Consider the following 15,858-nt stretch of genomic DNA (forward strand, 5'->3'; position numbering starts at 1 on the left):
GGCTGCCGGCTCAGAAACCGCCCGGGCCGCCGGGCCCCCCGAAGCCCCCGAACCCGCCCGGCCCGCCCATCGGCGGGCCGTGGTGGTGGAAGCCGTCCAGAAGGGCGTCCGCCAGGAGCATGCCGCCGACCCCTGCCGCGCCCGCGACCAGGGCCGTCTTCCACCAGGGCGTGCTGTACCAGCCGCCGGGGACGGTACGGCCGGCGACCGTTCCGCCCGGGTAGTAGTAGGGAGTGCCGGCGCCCGGGCGGTCCGAGGACGTGTACGTCTGGCCGCCCACCGTCACCTGGCGGCCCGCCGCGGCCGAGCCCGTCGGGGGCAGGGCCGGGCCGGGGTCGAGGCCCAGGGCGGTGCGGGCCGCCCGCACGTAGTGCAGGCCCTCGACGGCGGTCTGGGTGACCAGGGCGTACTGCGCCGGGGTGTACGCCGTCGCCAGCTGGGCCTGGGCCGCGCGGTGGCGTTCCGTCGCGTCGGCCAGGGACTGGCGGGCCGCCCGGTCGTCACCCGCGGCCAGGGTCGCGATGCCGCCGCCGAGCCGGTCCACCCAGCGGGTGGCCTCCGCCCCCGCGTCGGCGGCGAGGTCCTGCTGCGACAGCTGCCCGGCGCCGTCCGCGGCCTGCTGCCGGTTCCGGCCGACGAAGGCCACCACAGAGCCGATGACCAGCGCCAGCAGCACCAGCGCGATGAATCCCATGACGTCCTCCGGTGTCCACGTCCACGAGGATCGCTCGATCACCTCGTACCGACCATGAGACGCCCGGCAGTTGAGAGACCGCTGATCGACGGCTGAGCGCTCCCTGTGAGCCGGGCGCGGCACTTCCCTCCGAGCACTGCGCCCCGCTCGACAGCGCCCCCGAAGGGGCGCGGGGAACTGCGCGACCAGCCACAGCGGAGCCGCAGACGAACGACGGCATAGGGCGACTCTGTCAGGCGGCCGCCGGCGGCAGCGTTCCCGTGCGGGCCGCCTCCGCGTACCAGCGGGCGCTCGACTTCGGGGTCCGGGCGAGGGTCGCGTAGTCGACGTACACCGCGCCGAACCGCTTCCCGTAGCCGTACGCCCACTCGAAGTTGTCCATCAGGGACCACAGGTAGTAGCCGCGCACGTCCGCGCCGTCGGTGATGGCGCGGCGCACCGCCGAGAGATGGCCGTGCAGGTAGGCGATGCGCTCCGGGTCGTGGACGTTGCCGTCGGGGTCGGGCTTGTCGTCGTAGGCCGCGCCGTTCTCGGTGACGTAGAGGGGAAGGCCCGGGGCCTCGGCGGTGTACCGCATGATCAGCTCGTGCAGGCCCGTCGGGTCGATCGTCCAGCCCATCTCCGTGCGCTCACCCGGCGTCTGGTGGAAGGCGACGTCGTCGGCGCCCGGCCAGGGGGAGTGGGTGCTGGCGCCGTGGCCGTCCGCCCGGGGGCCGCCGGCCGTGCCGGACGCGGCCGACACCAGGGTGGGCGTGTAGTAGTTCAGGCCGAGGGCGTCCAGCGGCTGGTGGATGGCGGCGAGGTCGCCGTCCCGGACATACGACCAGTCCGTCACCGACGCCGTCGCCGCGAACAGCGACCGGGGGTAGGAGCCGTGCAGGATCGGGCCGTGGAAGACCCCGTTGGCCAGGTCGTCGATGGTGCGGACCGCGACCAGGTCGGCCGGGTCCTGCGACAGCGGCCGTACCACCGAGGAGTTGAGGCTGATCGCGACCTGGTTGCGGGCCGGCATCACCGAGCGCAGCGCCGAAGTGCCCAGGCCGTGCGCGAGGTTGAGGTGGTGCGCGGCGCGCAGGGTGGCCGCCGGGTCGGTACGGCCGGGGGCGTGCACGCCGGAGCCGTAGCCCAGGAAGGCGCTGCACCAGGGCTCGTTGAGGGTGATCCACTGCTCCACCCGGTCGCCGAGCGCCTCGCCGAGGATCTGCGCGTACTCGGCGAACCGGTACGCGGTGTCCCGCTCCGGCCAGCCGCCCGCGTCCTCCAGCTCCTGCGGCAGGTCCCAGTGGTAGAGGGTGACGGCCGGCTTGATGCCCTTCGCCAGCAGTTCGTCCACCAGGCCGCGGTAGAAGTCGAGACCGACCTGGACCGCCGGGCCGCGGCCGGTCGGCTGGACGCGCGACCAGGAGACCGAGAACCGGTAGGCGTTCAGGCCGAGGTCGGCCATCATGGCCACGTCGTCACGGTAGCGGTGGTAATGGTCGACAGCGATGTCACCGGTCTCGCCGCCAGCCGTCTTGCCCGGCGTATGGCTGAAGGTGTCCCAGATCGAGGGGGTGCGGCCGTCCTCCCGCACCGCCCCCTCGATCTGGTACGCGGAGGTGGCGGCGCCCCAGAGGAAGGCGGGAGGAAAGGTCACGGAGGTCATGGGTTCAGGCATGGAAGCGCTCCCATAGGAGGTCGTGGAGACCGACGGGTAGGTGAGGAGGAAGGGGAGGAGAGGGGGCCGGGACGGCGGTGACCCGGCCCCCCGTCTGGACGGCGGTCAGCCCTTCACGGCGCCCTGCATGATGCCGCCCACGATCTGCTTGCCGAAGATCGCGAAGACGAGCAGCAGCGGCAGCGTGCCGAGCAGCGCGCCCGCCATGATCAGGGACTGGTCCGGGGTGTAGCCGCGGCCCAGGCCCGCCAGGGCGACCTGCACGGTCGGGTTGCCGGTCTGCGTGAGGACCAGGAACGGCCACAGGAAGTCGTTCCAGGCCTGCACGAACATCAGCATGCCGAGCACGGCCATGGCCGGGCGCGCCGCGGGGAACACGATGTGCCACACCACCCGCCAGCTGCTCGCGCCGTCCACCCGGGCCGCCTCGATCAGCTCGTCCGGCAGCGCCTGGATCAGGTACTGCCGCATGAAGAACACGCCGAACGCGCTCACCAGGGACGGGAAGATGACCGCCTGGAGCTGGTCCGCCCAGTTCAGCTTGGCGACCATCATGTACAGCGGGATGATGCTCAGCTGCGGCGGCACCATCATCGTGCCGATCACCGTCAGCATCAGGATGTTGCGGCCTCTGAAGCGCAGCTTGGCGAAGGCGAACCCGGCGATCGTGGACAGCACGACGATGGTGATCGCCGAGATCCCCGCCACGATCGTGGTGTTGAGGAAGGCCTGCCCGAGGTTGGCCTCGTTCCACGCCACGTCCAGGTTGTGGAAGAGGTTCCCGCCGAACCAGAACGGCGGCGGGGTCTCGGCCAGCCGGTTGTTGTTCCGGGACGCGGCGATCGCCGTCCACACCAGCGGGAACAGCGAGCCGATGGAGAAGAGGACGAGGATCGTGTACGCGATCGGGCCCGCGTGCATGGTGCCGCCGGCGCGCGCCGACTTCGAGCGCCGGGCCCGCTTGGGCTCGACCGCCTCGGAGGGTTTGGTCAGGGTCGTCGTCACGGCCGGTCTCCTAACTACTGGCGCGCAGCCGGCGCGAGATGACGTAGTTGACGATCCCGATCACGATGAGGATCAGGAACATCGTCCAGGCGATGGCGGAGGCCCGGCCCAGGTGCTGGTTCACCCAGCCCTGCTCGTACAGGTACAGGCCGAGCGTCTGGAACTGGTGCTCCGCACCGCCCGACGCGCCCTTGTTGGCGTCGAAGATCAGCGGCTCGCCGAACAGCTGGCTCGCGCCGATGGTCGACACCACGCAGGTGAACAGGATCGTCGGCCGCAGCTGCGGCAGCGTCACATGGACGAACTGCCGCCAGCGCGAGGCGCCGTCCAGCGCCGCCGACTCGTACAGGTCCTGCGGGATCGCCTGCATCGCCGCCAGGTAGATCAGCGCGTTGTAGCCGGTCCACCGCCAGATCACGATCGACGACACGGCTATCTGGGACGGCCACTTGTCGTTCTGCCAGTCGATGTGACCGACACCCACGAAGTGCAGCGCCCAGTTGATCATGCCGTAGTCGCGGCCGAAGAGCAGGACGAAGACGAGGGAGGCGGCGGCGATCGAGGTGGCGTACGGCGCCAGCATCACGACCCGGTAGAAGGTCGAGGCGCGCAGCCGGTAGTTGAGGATGTGGGCGAGCCCCATCGCCATCAGCAGCTGCGGGACCGTCGAGATGATCCCGATGGTCAGGGTGTTCTTCGCCGCGTTCCAGAAGAAGTCGTCGCCGAAGATCCGGGTGTAGTTGTGCAGCCCCGCCCACTGCATGTCGGTGGGCGCGGTCAGCTCCACCGTGTGCAGCGAGGCCCAGCCCGTGTAGACGAGCGGGAAGAGCCCGAAGGCGAGGAAGAGCACGAAGAACGGCGAGATGAAGCCGTACGGGCTCCACTTGATGTCCCGCTGCCAGCGGCGCGAGAGACGGGCGCGGCGCCGCCGCTCCGCCTCCGTGGGAGCGGCGGGCGGGCGGACCGGGGCCGCGCCCCCCTCCTGCGCGAGGGGGGCGGCGGTGTCGTGCCGGGTGGCCATGGCGGTCACTTGTCCAGGCTGTTGTCGATGGTCTTGGTGGCCGTCGCCCAGGCCTCCGCGGGCGTCTTGCCCTTGGTGACGAGGATGACGCCGTTGTTGGCCAGACCGTCCTGGATGATCTGGTCCTTCGGGCCGATGACCTGCACCGGGCTGCTCTTGGCGGCCGCGGCGAAGATCGTGCCGATCGGGGCGTCACCGGTCATGTCGTTCTTGGCGCCGGTCACCGCCGCCGAGGTGTACGTCGACGGCGCGCTCGGGAAGGAGCCCTGCACGCTGAAGAGCTTGGCCTGCTGGTCGGGTGCGGTCAGCCAGGCGGCCAGCTTCTCGGCCTCCGCGACGTTCTTGCCGCTCTTGGGCACGGTCAGGAAGGAACCGCCCCAGTTGCCGGCCTTCGGCGCCTGGGCGACGTCCCACTTGCCGGCCGCGTCCGCCTTGGACTGGCCCTTGATGTAGCCGAGCATCCACGGCGGGCAGGAGATCGCGGCGAACTTGTTGTTGGCGATCGTGCTGTTCCAGGACGGCTGGAACTGGGTCTGCGCCTGGACCAGCCCCTCCTGCGCGGCCTTCGCGGTCGTGTCGAACGCGGTCTTCACGGCGGGGTTCGTCTTGTAGATGATCTTGCCGGAGGAGTCGTAGAACTTGGTGCTCTCACCGGACAGGATCGCGTTCAGGAGGCCACCGGGGGAGTCCATGAAGGTGGTGCCGGAGGGCGCCTTCTTCTTGTAGTTCTCGCCGACCTGGAGGAACTTGTCCCAGCTGCCGGCCCACAGCTTGCTCACCGCGTCGCGGTCGGTGGGCAGGCCGGCCTGCTGGAAGAGGTCCTTGCGGTAGCAGATGGCGAGCGGACCGACGTCGGTGCCGAGCCCGATGGTCTGGCCGCCGCTGGTGGTGGCCTGCTTCCACTTCGAGTCCAGCCAGTTGCTCTCCGAGACGCCGTCGACCTTGGACAGGTCCTCCAGCTTGTCGGCGAACGTGCTGGTGACCTCGGCGATGTTGCTGACCTCGACGGCCTGGATGTCCATCAGGCCGCTGTTGGTGGTCAGGTGGTTGACGAGCGCCGGGTAGTAGTTCGCGTTCTGCTCGACCGAGGTGTCCTTGATGACGATGTTCGGGTGGAGCTTCTCGTACTCCTTGTAGAGCCCGGCCTCCTTGAAGCCGAAGGTGCCGAACAGGCCGAGCGTGATCGTCGTCTTGCCCTTGCCGCCGCCACTGGTGCCGTCGCTGCTGCCACCGCTGTCGTTCGCGCAGCCGGCCAGCAGTGCTCCTCCCAACGACACTACGGCCGCCAGGACCACCGCCTTGCGCGAGGCGGTTCGGGTACGTGCTCGCATTACGTCCTCCTGTTGCCCTGACGTGCCGACCCCCCGGCCAACTGCATTGTTGGGCCCGTTAGTTCTCGCTGCGGCTCGGGCGGGGAACGTGCGGGATGTGTATGTGTCAGGTACTGTGGGAGCGCTCCCACCAGTGATGTGTTGAAGAGTCGTCGGTTCGGAGCGGGGTGTCAAGGGAGCGGGCGCGGCGAACCGCGTTCAGTTATCCGGCTGTTAGCTAACGCGGATCGGCACCCGAGAAAACCGCATATGTCCTGACAAAACGGCCGCGGCTGCGCCGACGGGCGGCACTGTTAGATTCCAGGCCAGCGAGTTGTACGTCGGCGAGGAGGGCGGAGCCCATGGCAAGCCACGGAGCGCGGGGGCGTAGCGGTGGTCGGCCCACCCTCGAAGAGGTGGCGGCCCGGGCCGGGGTGGGGCGCGGCACCGTGTCCCGGGTGATCAACGGGTCGCCGCGGGTCAGTGACGCCACCCGGGCCGCCGTCGAGGCCGCCGTCGCGGAGCTCGGTTATGTCCCGAACACGGCCGCCCGCGCCCTCGCCGCCAACCGCACCGACGCCATCGCCCTGGTCGTCCCCGAGCCGGAGACCCGGTTCTTCGCGGAGCCGTACTTCTCGGACATGCTCCGCGGTGTCGGCGCCGAACTCTCCGACACCGAGATGCAGTTGCTGCTGATCTTCGCGGGCAGCGACCGGGAGCGGCAGCGGCTCGCCCAGTACCTCGCCGCGCACCGCGTCGACGGTGTCCTGCTGGTCTCCGTGCACGCCGACGACCCGCTGCCGGACCTCCTCGTCCAGCTGGAGATCCCGGCCGTGATCAGCGGCCCGCGCTCCGCCGCAGAGACGCTGACCTCCGTCGACTCCGACAACTACGGCGGCGGCCGCTCGGCCGTGGAGCACCTGCTCGCCTCCGGCCGCCGGACGATCGCGCACATCACCGGCCGCCTGGACGTGTACGGCGCCCAGCGCCGCGTCGACGGCTACCGCGACGCCCTGCGCGACGCCGGCCACAAGGCCGACGAACTCCTCATCGAGCCGGGCGACTTCACCGAGGAGGGCGGCCGGCGGGCGATGTCCGTGCTGCTGGACCGGCACCCCACCCTCGACGCCGTCTTCGCCGGCTCGGACGTGATGGCGGCGGGCGCCCGCCAGGTGCTGCGCGAGGTGGGCCGCCGGATCCCCGACGACGTGGCGCTGGTCGGGTACGACGACTCGGCCATCGCCCGCCACATGGACCCGCCGCTCACCAGCGTTCGCCAGCCCATAGTGGAGATGGGCCGCGCGATGATCGACCTCCTCCTCGCGGAGATCGCCGACCGCCGCCCGGCCGCGTCCCGGGGGCTGGAGCGACGGCATGCGGTGCTGCCTACGGAGCTGGTGGTGCGCGCGTCTTCCTAGGGCCTGTCGCGAAAGTGGCGTCGTCGGCCGAAGCGCGGCAGGCGCCACTTTCGCAACAGGTCCTGGCCGCCCGCGCCGCGGACGCGGTGCCCGGCTTGCGAACGGCTGGAGTGCCGCCGGCTGCTCGTCAACGTTCAGGGGCGAGGTCGACGCTCACTTGGTGGCGTAGACGGCGGTGCAGCCGCCGATGAGGTGACGGGCCTCCACCTTGGCGAAGCCGGCGGCCCGGAGCCACTGGGTGGCATCCGCGACCGTGTACTCCGATCCGCCCTCCGTGTCGATGAGCATGTTGAGCGACAGCATCAGGCCGTAGGTGTTGTGGCGGCGCTCGTCGTCGATCATGGCGTCGTAGACGATGAGGGTGCCGCCCTCGGGCAGGGCGTCGTAGGCCTTCTTGAGCAGGAACTGGCGCTGCTCCAGGTTCCAGTCGTGGAGGATCTGCCCCATGACGTAGACGTCGGCCTCGGGCAGCGGGTCGGAGAAGAAGTCCCCGCCGTGGAAGGCGAGGCGGTCGGTCAGGCCGTGGGCGGCGACGAACTCCTCGAACACCGGGCCGACGGGGGGAAGCTCGAAGACGGCTCCGGTTCGGCCAGCGCGGTGAAGATTCCCAACTCCACTGCGCTCAGAAGAGTCTTGGAAGCCATGAAGCCCAGGCCGAGTTGAAGAAGCGGCTCAGGGGTGATCGGGTCGGTGACCGACATTTCTCTCCATTTGTTGAAAGTTGAATGGCGAACAGTTGTCGGTTCGTGGCCAGGTGGGGGGACTGGTGTGGGTGTGATGCCGGAGTGAACGGCGGGGGAGCGCCCTTCTGGCCGCCCGAGTCGCCCTTTCGGGCGCGGTCCTGTGGCCCGGGCCGGCCTCGTCGCGGCGCGGGGAGGGGCCGGCCGTCTCGTTCCCGGACGGCCGGCGATGGCGGGGCGGTCGCGGAGTGCGGCCCGTCTCCTGTCCGGCGGCCTTGAGGTGTGGGTGTCGTCCGTCGGTCTCAGAGCGTCTTGGTCTGGCCGCCGTCGATGAGGGTCTCCGTTCCGGTGATGTTCGCGGCGAGGGGCGAGGCGAGGAACAGGGTGAGGTCGGCGACTTCGTGTGCCTCGCTGATTCGTCCGGACGTGATGCCCATGCTCTGCGGCACGACGACGTCCAGCGCTTCCTGTGCGGTGGTCCCGGCGGCCGCGGCGGTGGCGTCGGCGAAGCCGCCCGGCGCGGTCCAGAACGGCGTGCGGACCGGGCCCGGGGCGATGGCGTTGACGCGCACGCCCTGAGGCGCGAACTCCTCGGACAGGGACTTGTTGAGGTTGGTCAGTGCGGCCTTGGCCGCCGAGTAGTCGACCACCATGGGGAAGGGCAGCCGGGCGTTGATCGAGCTGATGTTCACGATGGCCGCGTCACCCGCTGCGATCAGATGGGGGAGGGCGGCGCGGCTGGCGCGGACGGCGCTGAAGAAGGTCAGGTCGAAGATCCGCTGCCAGTCGGCGTCGTCGACCTTGAGGAACGACTCGCGGGGTTCGGCGGCGCCGACGTTGTTGACCAGGATGTCCAGGCGCTGGTGGCGCTCGACGGCCTGCTGGATCAGGGTCTCCGCGCCCTGTGTGGTGGACAGGTCCACCGGCACGATCAAGATGTCGTGGTCGGCTGCCAGGGCGTCCAGCTCGGGAGTGGAGGAGCGGCTGCCGGCCACCACCTTGACGCCCTCGTGGGCCAGCTTCTCGACCACGGCCAGGCCGATGCCCTTGCTGGCTCCGGTGACGACGGCGACCTTGTCCTTGAGGTGCAGTTCCATGACGATCCCTTTCTGGATTGATCAATACATAATTAAGGTAGGACTAACCGCGGATGTGGGCGCTGTGCGCGTTTTCCGTGGTGTGCTGTGCGGGTTTTCCGCGGTGTTCAGTCCAGTACGCGCATCGCCGTGGACAGGGCGTCCTCTATGAACTCCCTCCCCACGCGTGCTCCGCCGACGATGCGGATCCCCTGGATGAACGTGGTCAGGAACCTGGCCAGTTCACCCGGGTTCTTCTCGGGGGAGATCTCCCCGCGCGCTTGTGCCCGCTCCAGGGCGCCGGCGAGCGAGGACTCGACCTGCCGGATCGCGGTGTTGACGCGGTCCGCGGCCAAGGGCTGGTCGCCGCACTCCGTGGCGGTGTTGACCACGAGGCAGCCACGCGTGGGGTCGGCCAGGTCCGCCTCGATCATGGAGGTGAGCACCCTGCGGACCGCGGGCCGGATCCCGGGCGTCTCGCCGAGGGTCGTCTCCAGGTCGCCGCCCTGGAGGGAGATGTAGCGGTCGAGGGAGCGGATGTAGAGCTGCTCCTTCGAGCCGAAGGCCGCGTAGAAGCTGCCGCTGCCTATCGACAGTTCCTTCAACAGGTCCTGCAGGGAGGTCTCGGCATAGCCCCGGCGCCAGAACAGGTCCATGGCGCGGTCTACCGCCTGGTCCGTGTCGAATTCCCTGATGCGTGCCATGGGGACAGCGTAGCGCGCTTTGTGGAATAGTCAATCCACAATGAAGGGCTTGGCTCGCTCGACGGTATCCATGCAGGTGAGGGCGTGTGCGCTGGGAGTCCGCTGCCGGAAGATCACGACGTCCACCGGTGACGGGCCGGCACCTCGCTCAGGCGGGCACCGTGAGCTTCAGGTCCAGCACAGGGATGTCGACGCGGCCGTCACTGTCGGTGTACCAGCGTCAGTGTGCGTCCTGGGCCTCCCCGTAGACGAGTCCGGTCCAGCCCGCACCGCCCGGGCCGCACAGGGCTGCCAGTTCGGCGGCCTCCCGCCCGTTCGGCGTCCCCGCCACCACGACCAGGCCCCTGACCGGCCGGCGCGAGGCGGCGCCGCGCGCCGTGCCTTGTGCGGGGACCGGAGCGGTCACGGCCTGCGGGGTGACCTGCGGCAAGTGCTGGAGGCTCGGCGGTACGGCGAGCGGCGGAGCGTCGGCCGTTCCCCGCAGTACGGTCACCGGAGTGCCGGGACGGGTACGGGCGATCTCCGCCAGCAGGTTCTGTGCGACATCGCGGGCCACAGCCTTCTCGCCGGTCACGCTGAGGGCGCCGTCCAGGCGGCTGAGGTCGACGAACGCGGGCAGGCCGTCGGCGTTCGTGCCGGCCCGGACCAGGCAGGCCGGGATGGGGGCGGCGGGCGATCCGCACGCCGTCCCACCGGAGTTCGAGGACGAAATGCAGGCCGCCGCGGACGACGTGGTTGTGCGAGTCGTTCAGGCCCGGCACGACGCGGTGCCCCCAGGCGTCGATCACCCGAGTCTGCGGACCTGCCAGCGGAGCGACTTCCCGGTCCCCGCCGACGACGGTCACCGAACCGTTGCGCACGGCGAGCGCGGTCGCGGCCGGCCGCTTCGGGGCGCCGGTGAAGATCTTCGCGTGCGCAGGACGAGATCCGCGGGCTGTGCGGGGGGCACCTGGGCGGATGCCGGCCATCGGCATGGATGTCATGGTCCCTCCCTCGGGATGGCGGCCGACGGCCCCAGCGCTCCTGGCCGCGCGAACCGTGATCGCCGACCACGTCAGGACAGCACCGGGGAAGCGGCATTCGCACGGGGGCTCCACCCCAGCAGGACGCACCCACCGCCGGCGGCACCGCCGGCGGAACCGCCGAGCGTCTGATCCACGATGTCGGCCACGGCTGGGTACGGGCAGAGCACGTCGAAGAAGCTCACAACCCGCATGATGCGGGCGGGAATTGAGGCAGCCATGGGTTCCGCGCGGTCTGGCCGAACCGGATGACCGAAAAGGCCCCTGGCCTGCGTTTCCGCAGACCAGGGGCCTTTCATGTAAGGGTGAGTGACGGGACTCGAACCCGCGACATCCTGGACCACAACCAGGTGCTCTACCAGCTGAGCTACACCCACCACGACCGGCGGTGACTTTGTGGTTCTCCGACCGGCCGAGAAAAAGTGTACAGGGTCCGAAGGGGTGCTCGCGCACGGCTTTCCCGGCGCCCCTCCGGAGACCTCCTGGACGCCCCCTGGACTCCTATTCCGCAGGCAGGACGTGCTTGGCCGCGATCGTCCGCGCGGTGTCCGAGTCGGGGCCGGGCTGCGGTACGAAGATGGCCTCGCGGTAGTAGCGCAGTTCGGCGATCGACTCGCGGATGTCGGCGAGGGCGCGGTGGTTGCCGTTCTTCTCCGGGCTGTTGAAGTAGGCCCGCGGGTACCAGCGCCTGGCCAGCTCCTTGACGCTGGACACGTCGACGATCCGGTAGTGCAGCCAGCCCTCCAGGGCCGCCATGTCCCTGGCGAGGAAGCCGCGGTCGGTGCCGACGGAGTTGCCGCACAGCGGGGCCTTGCCGGGTTCCTTCACGTGTTCCCGTACATAGGCCAGGACCTGCTCCTCGGCCTCGGCGAGCGTCGTGCCGCCCGCCAGCTCGTCGAGCAGGCCGGACGTGGTGTGCATCTGCCGCACCACCTCCGGCATCGTCTCCAGTGCCTTGGCCGGCGGACGGATGACGATGTCCACGCCCTCGCCGAGCACGTTCAGCTCGGAGTCGGTGACCAGTGCGGCCACCTCGATGAGCGCGTCGTCGGACAGCGAGAGGCCGGTCATCTCGCAGTCGATCCACACCATGCGATCGTTCATGCGACCACCCTAAAGCTGACGTCGGCGTTTGGGTGCCCCCGGTGCAAGGCCGACGTCTCCGTGGGCTGCCGCCCCCGTACCCCCGCATCATCGGCCTACGGCCTCGTCCTCAAACGCCGGACGGGCTGGGAGGGCGGCCGAGCGCCGTGGTCTTCGAGCGCCGGACGGGCTGGGAGGGCGGCCGAGCGCCGTGGTCTTCGAGGGCCGGACGGGCTGGGAGGGCGGCCGAGCGCCGTGGTCTTCGAGGGCTGCGGCTCACGCTATGGCCTTGTCCCCGAGCGCCCGACGGGCTGGGGAGGACGGCTGCGCGTCGTTGTCTTTATAGGGGCCGCCCCCGCTACGGCCTCGCGCCGGACCGGCTGAGTCGGGGCATGCCTCTGCCTCGCCTCTTTGTCCCGCCGAGTCGGGTGGTGGGTGGGCGAGGGGGTGGTTCCGGCCCACCCGAGGGTGTCGGGTGGGCCGGGGTGGGTCAGCTGCCTGTGCGGGGGCCCGGGAGGCTGGGTGAGAGGCCCACCGCCGCTGTCCTGCGGGTCTGCATCGGCAGTACGCCCTCGGGGTACGGGACCGCGAGCGGGCCCGTCGGCGGCAGCGGTGCCGGTTCCGGCGCGTCGGCCCGTTCGGCCTGCGGCCGCCTCGCCCGGTACGCCGCCCGGTACGCCGCCGGGGACGAACCCAGCTGGCGGCGGAAGTGGCCGCGCAGGGCGACGGGGGAGCGGAAGCCGCAGCGGCCCGCCACCTCGTCCACCGAGTAGTCCGACGTTTCCAGGAGACGCTGCGCCTGCAGTACCCGCTGCGTGATCAGCCACTGCAAGGGCGCGCTGCCCGTCAGTGAGCGGAACCGGCGGTCGAAGGTGCGGCGGCTCATGTACGCGCGAGCCGCCAGCGTCTCCACGTCGAACTGCTCGTGGAGGTGCTCCAGCGCCCAGGCGACGACCTCGGCGAGCGGGTCGGCGCCGATCTCCTCTGGTAAAGATCGATCGAGGTAGCGCTCCTGACCGCCCGAGCGGCGCGGCGGGACCACCAGGCGGCGGGCGAGCGCACCGGCCGCCTCGTTGCCGTGGTCCGTCCGCACGATGTGGAGACAGAGATCGATTCCGGCCGCCGTACCGGCGGACGTGAGGACGTCGCCGTCGTCCACGAAGAGCTCTCGCGGGTCGACGTGTACCGACGGGTAGCGCTTGGCCAGCGTCGGTGCGTACATCCAGTGGGTGGTGGCCGGGCGGCCGTCCAGCAGGCCTGCGGCGGCCAGCACGAACGCGCCCGTGCACAGCCCGACTATGCGGGCCCCTTCTTCGTGGGCGCGGCGCAGCGCGTCCAGCGCATCTTCCGGCGGCGGCGCGGTGATCGAACGCCAGGCCGGTACGACGACCGTGCCGGCGCGCGAGATCGCTTCCAGGCCATGCGGCGCGGTGAGTTCCAGGCCCCCTGTGGTCCGCAGCGGGCCTTCCTCGCCACCGCACACCAGCAGTCGGTAGCGCGGTACGCCGGCGTCCTGGCGGTCTATCCCGAACACCGACAGCGGTATGGAACTCTCGAAGATGGGGCCGCCGCTGAACAGCAGCACCGCGACAATCTCCTTGCGGCGTCGCCCGGAGAGTTTCCGGGCCGCGGCTTCCGGCGCGGCAGTGGAGTCGTGGCTCATCCTGCTAAGCCCCCCTCGGTGGTCGCGGCTCCTCGGTTGTGTCGCTCCTGCACGTTTCCCCTCGGTCCTGCACGAGTCCCCCGCCGTAAGACGTCAAGATCGAATCTACTGGTTTCCGCAGTGTCGCGTTGACCAGTTCGACACGCCGTCGATTGTCGACATGACAACTTGGCGTGAAGCATTCGATCACGAAGGGTTGCACTCACGGGCCGTGCAGGGAAGTGCGCCTCGTGGCAGTGGCCAAACCGCGTAGGGTGCGGAGGGTCCTGCGGACCCTTTCCGTGCAGGTGGAACGGGGGTTGGGGGGTAGTTGGTGCCCCTCCTGTACGGGTCCGGGAAGTTGGCTGAAAAGAAGCGTTCGCGTGCACGGAAACCGGTCAGTCGACCGGTGTAGTGCTCCGGGTGTGACGTCCGCCTCCCCGGGGCGCCGTCCCGCGCTCCGAGCGGCGCAGCAGGAAGCGGCAGGCGGCGGTGACGGCGGCGAGGCCGAGGGCGGTGCCGGCCGCGCCGGCCGGTGCGGTGCCGTACCAGAGGAGCACCACGGGGACGAGGACGCAGGAGAACACGGCCCAGCGGACCACGTCGCCGGCGGTGTCCGGGGCTGGGCGCGGGGCCGGGCGTGGGGCGGGGCGTGGGGCCCGGTGCGGTGCGGGGCGTGGGGCCCGGTGCGGTGCGGGGCGCGGATCGGGGGTGGTGGGGCGCGGTCCGGACATGGTCGTACTCCCTCGACGTACTCCCTTGTGCTCCCTTGTGACGCACTCGTACCGGGATCAACGCGCGTTCGGGCGGTCGGTCACCGTGCGTGGAGCTCCGGTGCTGTCCGAATCCTGTGCAAACCGCCTGTACGGGGCAGCAACCATTGCGTTACGGGCGCGGCTCGTGCATGCTCCCTGGAACCCCTAACCGACTCCGGGGAAGGTCCCCTACGGAGAGTGCGCGGGATCTGGGCTGAGGAGGCGTGCCGCCGTACCCTTGGGGGTATGGGGTTGGGAAGATGTTTCCCGGACACAGCTCCGCCGCACACTGTCGTCCCCTCCACACAAGGATCACAACGCCGAGACAGCCATGGCCGGTCACGAATTCTTCGATCCAGCGGACCGCAAGCGGCCGGTCGCCGACCCCACGGCGGCCGATGCGCTGGCGGCGGAAGAGTCACGCCCTTCCTGCGATCCCGCCTTCAAACACGGGGTGGTCGTCGGCTTCGACGGCTCCACCTCCAGTGAACGCGCCCTCGCCTATGCGATCGGGATGGCACACCGCTCCCGCGCAGGGCTGATCATCGTCCACGTAGCCAACCGACTGCCGACCACCGTGTGGGCCGGCTGCGAGCCACCCGTCTTCGTCGACGTGCCGGATCACCGGACGGAGGTGCTCGGGCTCGAACTCGCCTGCGCCGAGTACCTGGCCGAGGTGCCCTGGATCCTCGTCGAGCGCGGCGGCGACATCTGCCACGAACTCGAAGAGGTGGGGCGGGAGTACGAGGCCGACGCGATCGTCGTGGGGTCGACCCACGGGATCGTCGGGCGGATCTTCGGCTCCGTCGCCGGGCGACTCGCCAAGCGGGCCAAGCGCCCTGTCGTTGTCATTCCGTAACTCCACGTTCTCCCAGGTGAGATGTGCCATGGGAACGGTCCGGCTCTCTTCGTGCAGTGCCTGAAATTCCTGGCGTGCAGAGGTGTTTGTGCCCTTGTGAAGGGCATATATCGGTCACCGCGCACAACTGCACAGGCATGAAGGGAGCCCGCCGTGGACAATGACGTCTCTGCGGGAATCGGAACCACCACCGTGGCCGGCCGACTCGCCCTGGGGATCACCCTGTTGGCGTTCGGCCTCGGCACCACCGGTGTCATCGACAACGTGACCACGTCCGACGCCGTGTCAATCGCCCACTACGTGGGCGGAGTCGCCCTCTTCCTGGTCGGCCTGCTGGCCTTCCGCGACCGTGACACCGCAAACGGCACGGGCTATGTGGCCCTCGGTGCCCTCTGGTTCACCTGGGCCGTCTCCTCCGGCGGCCACTCCTCGGCCAACGGGGCCGGGCTCTTCCTGCTCCTCTTCGCCCTCGTGGCCCTGTCGCTGACCCTCGCGGGCGGCGACCAGCTCGGACAGGCCATGCACGGGCTGCTGTTCCTGGCGATGCTCGTGCTCGCCGTCGCGCAGTTCGCCGACAGCTCGTCACTGACCAAGGCCGGCGGCTGGGTTGCGGTGGCGGCGGGGGCGGTGGCCTGGTACGCCGCGACGGCCGCGCTGGCGCACTGGCCGACGGTGCTTCCGGGGCGGGCTGCCGGTCGGGGGGTGACGGCCCACGGCTGATATGGCAGCCGGCGCCGGGGAGTTGGGCGTCCCCGGCGATCCAATGAGCGGACCCCCCGTGGCCGGTGGCGCACGTGGGGGTCCGTTCGGTCGTCCGGGCTGCGTGCCGACGGCGCGGTGCTTCAGTGGCTCTTGCTCCGCATGGCAGCAATCCCCATTTAGTCGTATTGACCGAAACTTGCCCTCGTGGCTAGCCTGAAATCCGCTGTGTT

The 15,858-nt window shown here is 70.2% G+C and carries 15 protein-coding genes, 1 tRNA gene and 1 pseudogene; 3 read left to right on the forward strand and 14 right to left on the reverse strand.

Annotation, left to right across the window (positions count from 1 at the left end; translation table 11 throughout):
- Nucleotides 1-10: 10 nt before the first annotated feature.
- The 5 genes from SSP29_RS36235 to SSP29_RS36255 all read right to left on the reverse strand — a co-directional run bounded on the left by SSP29_RS36235 (nucleotide 11) and on the right by SSP29_RS36255 (nucleotide 5,708).
- A complete protein-coding gene (locus SSP29_RS36235; protein WP_089105158.1) occupies nucleotides 11-694 on the reverse strand; it encodes a hypothetical protein in 684 nt (227 codons plus the stop codon).
- A gap of 232 nt (nucleotides 695-926) precedes the next feature.
- Nucleotides 927-2,339, reverse strand: coding sequence for a GH1 family beta-glucosidase (locus SSP29_RS36240; RefSeq protein WP_438363832.1), 1,413 nt, complete (start codon nucleotides 2,337-2,339; stop codon nucleotides 927-929).
- 117 nt (nucleotides 2,340-2,456) lie between these two features.
- On the reverse strand, nucleotides 2,457-3,356 hold the full coding sequence (locus tag SSP29_RS36245) for a carbohydrate ABC transporter permease (protein WP_089105160.1): 900 nt from the start codon (nucleotides 3,354-3,356) through the stop codon (nucleotides 2,457-2,459).
- Between the two features lie 10 nt (nucleotides 3,357-3,366).
- Nucleotides 3,367-4,377, reverse strand: a complete 1,011-nt coding sequence (locus tag SSP29_RS36250) for a carbohydrate ABC transporter permease (protein WP_089105356.1) — start codon at nucleotides 4,375-4,377, stop codon at nucleotides 3,367-3,369.
- Between the two features lie 5 nt (nucleotides 4,378-4,382).
- Entirely contained in the window at nucleotides 4,383-5,708 is a 1,326-nt protein-coding gene (locus SSP29_RS36255; RefSeq protein WP_089105161.1) for an ABC transporter substrate-binding protein, read from the reverse strand.
- Between the two features lie 341 nt (nucleotides 5,709-6,049).
- Between SSP29_RS36255 and SSP29_RS36260 the strand changes: the two genes are divergently transcribed.
- Complete coding sequence (locus tag SSP29_RS36260) at nucleotides 6,050-7,105, forward strand: LacI family DNA-binding transcriptional regulator (protein WP_089105162.1); 1,056 nt, start codon at nucleotides 6,050-6,052, stop codon at nucleotides 7,103-7,105.
- A 153-nt stretch (nucleotides 7,106-7,258) separates the two neighbouring features.
- Here the strand turns inward: SSP29_RS36260 and SSP29_RS36265 are convergent.
- The 9 genes and pseudogenes from SSP29_RS36265 to SSP29_RS60285 all read right to left on the reverse strand — a co-directional run.
- Nucleotides 7,259-7,675 (reverse strand): annotated as a pseudogene (locus SSP29_RS36265) (methyltransferase); the annotation flags it as partial.
- Nucleotides 7,676-8,087: 412 nt separating this feature from the next.
- Nucleotides 8,088-8,882 (reverse strand): SDR family NAD(P)-dependent oxidoreductase, encoded by a 795-nt coding sequence (locus SSP29_RS36270; protein WP_089105163.1) that lies wholly within the window; start codon nucleotides 8,880-8,882, stop codon nucleotides 8,088-8,090.
- Nucleotides 8,883-8,989: 107 nt separating this feature from the next.
- Complete coding sequence (locus SSP29_RS36275) at nucleotides 8,990-9,565, reverse strand: TetR/AcrR family transcriptional regulator (protein ID WP_089105164.1); 576 nt, start codon at nucleotides 9,563-9,565, stop codon at nucleotides 8,990-8,992.
- 220 nt (nucleotides 9,566-9,785) lie between these two features.
- On the reverse strand, nucleotides 9,786-10,139 hold the full coding sequence (locus SSP29_RS36280; RefSeq protein WP_089105165.1) for a hypothetical protein: 354 nt from the start codon (nucleotides 10,137-10,139) through the stop codon (nucleotides 9,786-9,788).
- Nucleotides 10,140-10,619: 480 nt separating this feature from the next.
- Complete coding sequence (locus SSP29_RS58775; protein ID WP_167450075.1) at nucleotides 10,620-10,772, reverse strand: hypothetical protein; 153 nt, start codon at nucleotides 10,770-10,772, stop codon at nucleotides 10,620-10,622.
- A 119-nt stretch (nucleotides 10,773-10,891) separates the two neighbouring features.
- Nucleotides 10,892-10,964 (reverse strand) — tRNA-His (locus SSP29_RS36290).
- 124 nt (nucleotides 10,965-11,088) lie between these two features.
- Complete coding sequence (orn, locus tag SSP29_RS36295; protein ID WP_089105167.1) at nucleotides 11,089-11,691, reverse strand: oligoribonuclease; 603 nt, start codon at nucleotides 11,689-11,691, stop codon at nucleotides 11,089-11,091.
- Nucleotides 11,692-12,160: 469 nt separating this feature from the next.
- Nucleotides 12,161-13,333, reverse strand: coding sequence for a helix-turn-helix domain-containing protein (locus tag SSP29_RS36300; protein WP_089105168.1), 1,173 nt, complete (start codon nucleotides 13,331-13,333; stop codon nucleotides 12,161-12,163).
- A gap of 377 nt (nucleotides 13,334-13,710) precedes the next feature.
- Nucleotides 13,711-14,046, reverse strand: coding sequence for a hypothetical protein (locus SSP29_RS60285; protein WP_150135577.1), 336 nt, complete (start codon nucleotides 14,044-14,046; stop codon nucleotides 13,711-13,713).
- A gap of 352 nt (nucleotides 14,047-14,398) precedes the next feature.
- Here SSP29_RS60285 and SSP29_RS36310 point away from each other — a divergent pair, with 352 nt between their 5' ends.
- Nucleotides 14,399-14,926, forward strand: coding sequence for a universal stress protein (locus tag SSP29_RS36310; protein ID WP_089105170.1), 528 nt, complete (start codon nucleotides 14,399-14,401; stop codon nucleotides 14,924-14,926).
- Between the two features lie 153 nt (nucleotides 14,927-15,079).
- Nucleotides 15,080-15,646: a GPR1/FUN34/YaaH family transporter gene (locus SSP29_RS36315; protein ID WP_089105171.1), complete on the forward strand. Its 567-nt coding sequence runs from the start codon at nucleotides 15,080-15,082 to the stop codon at nucleotides 15,644-15,646.
- Nucleotides 15,647-15,858 lie beyond the last annotated feature (212 nt).

It is taken from the genome of Streptomyces hyaluromycini (assembly GCF_002217755.1).
GTDB lineage: Bacteria > Actinomycetota > Actinomycetes > Streptomycetales > Streptomycetaceae > Streptomyces > Streptomyces hyaluromycini.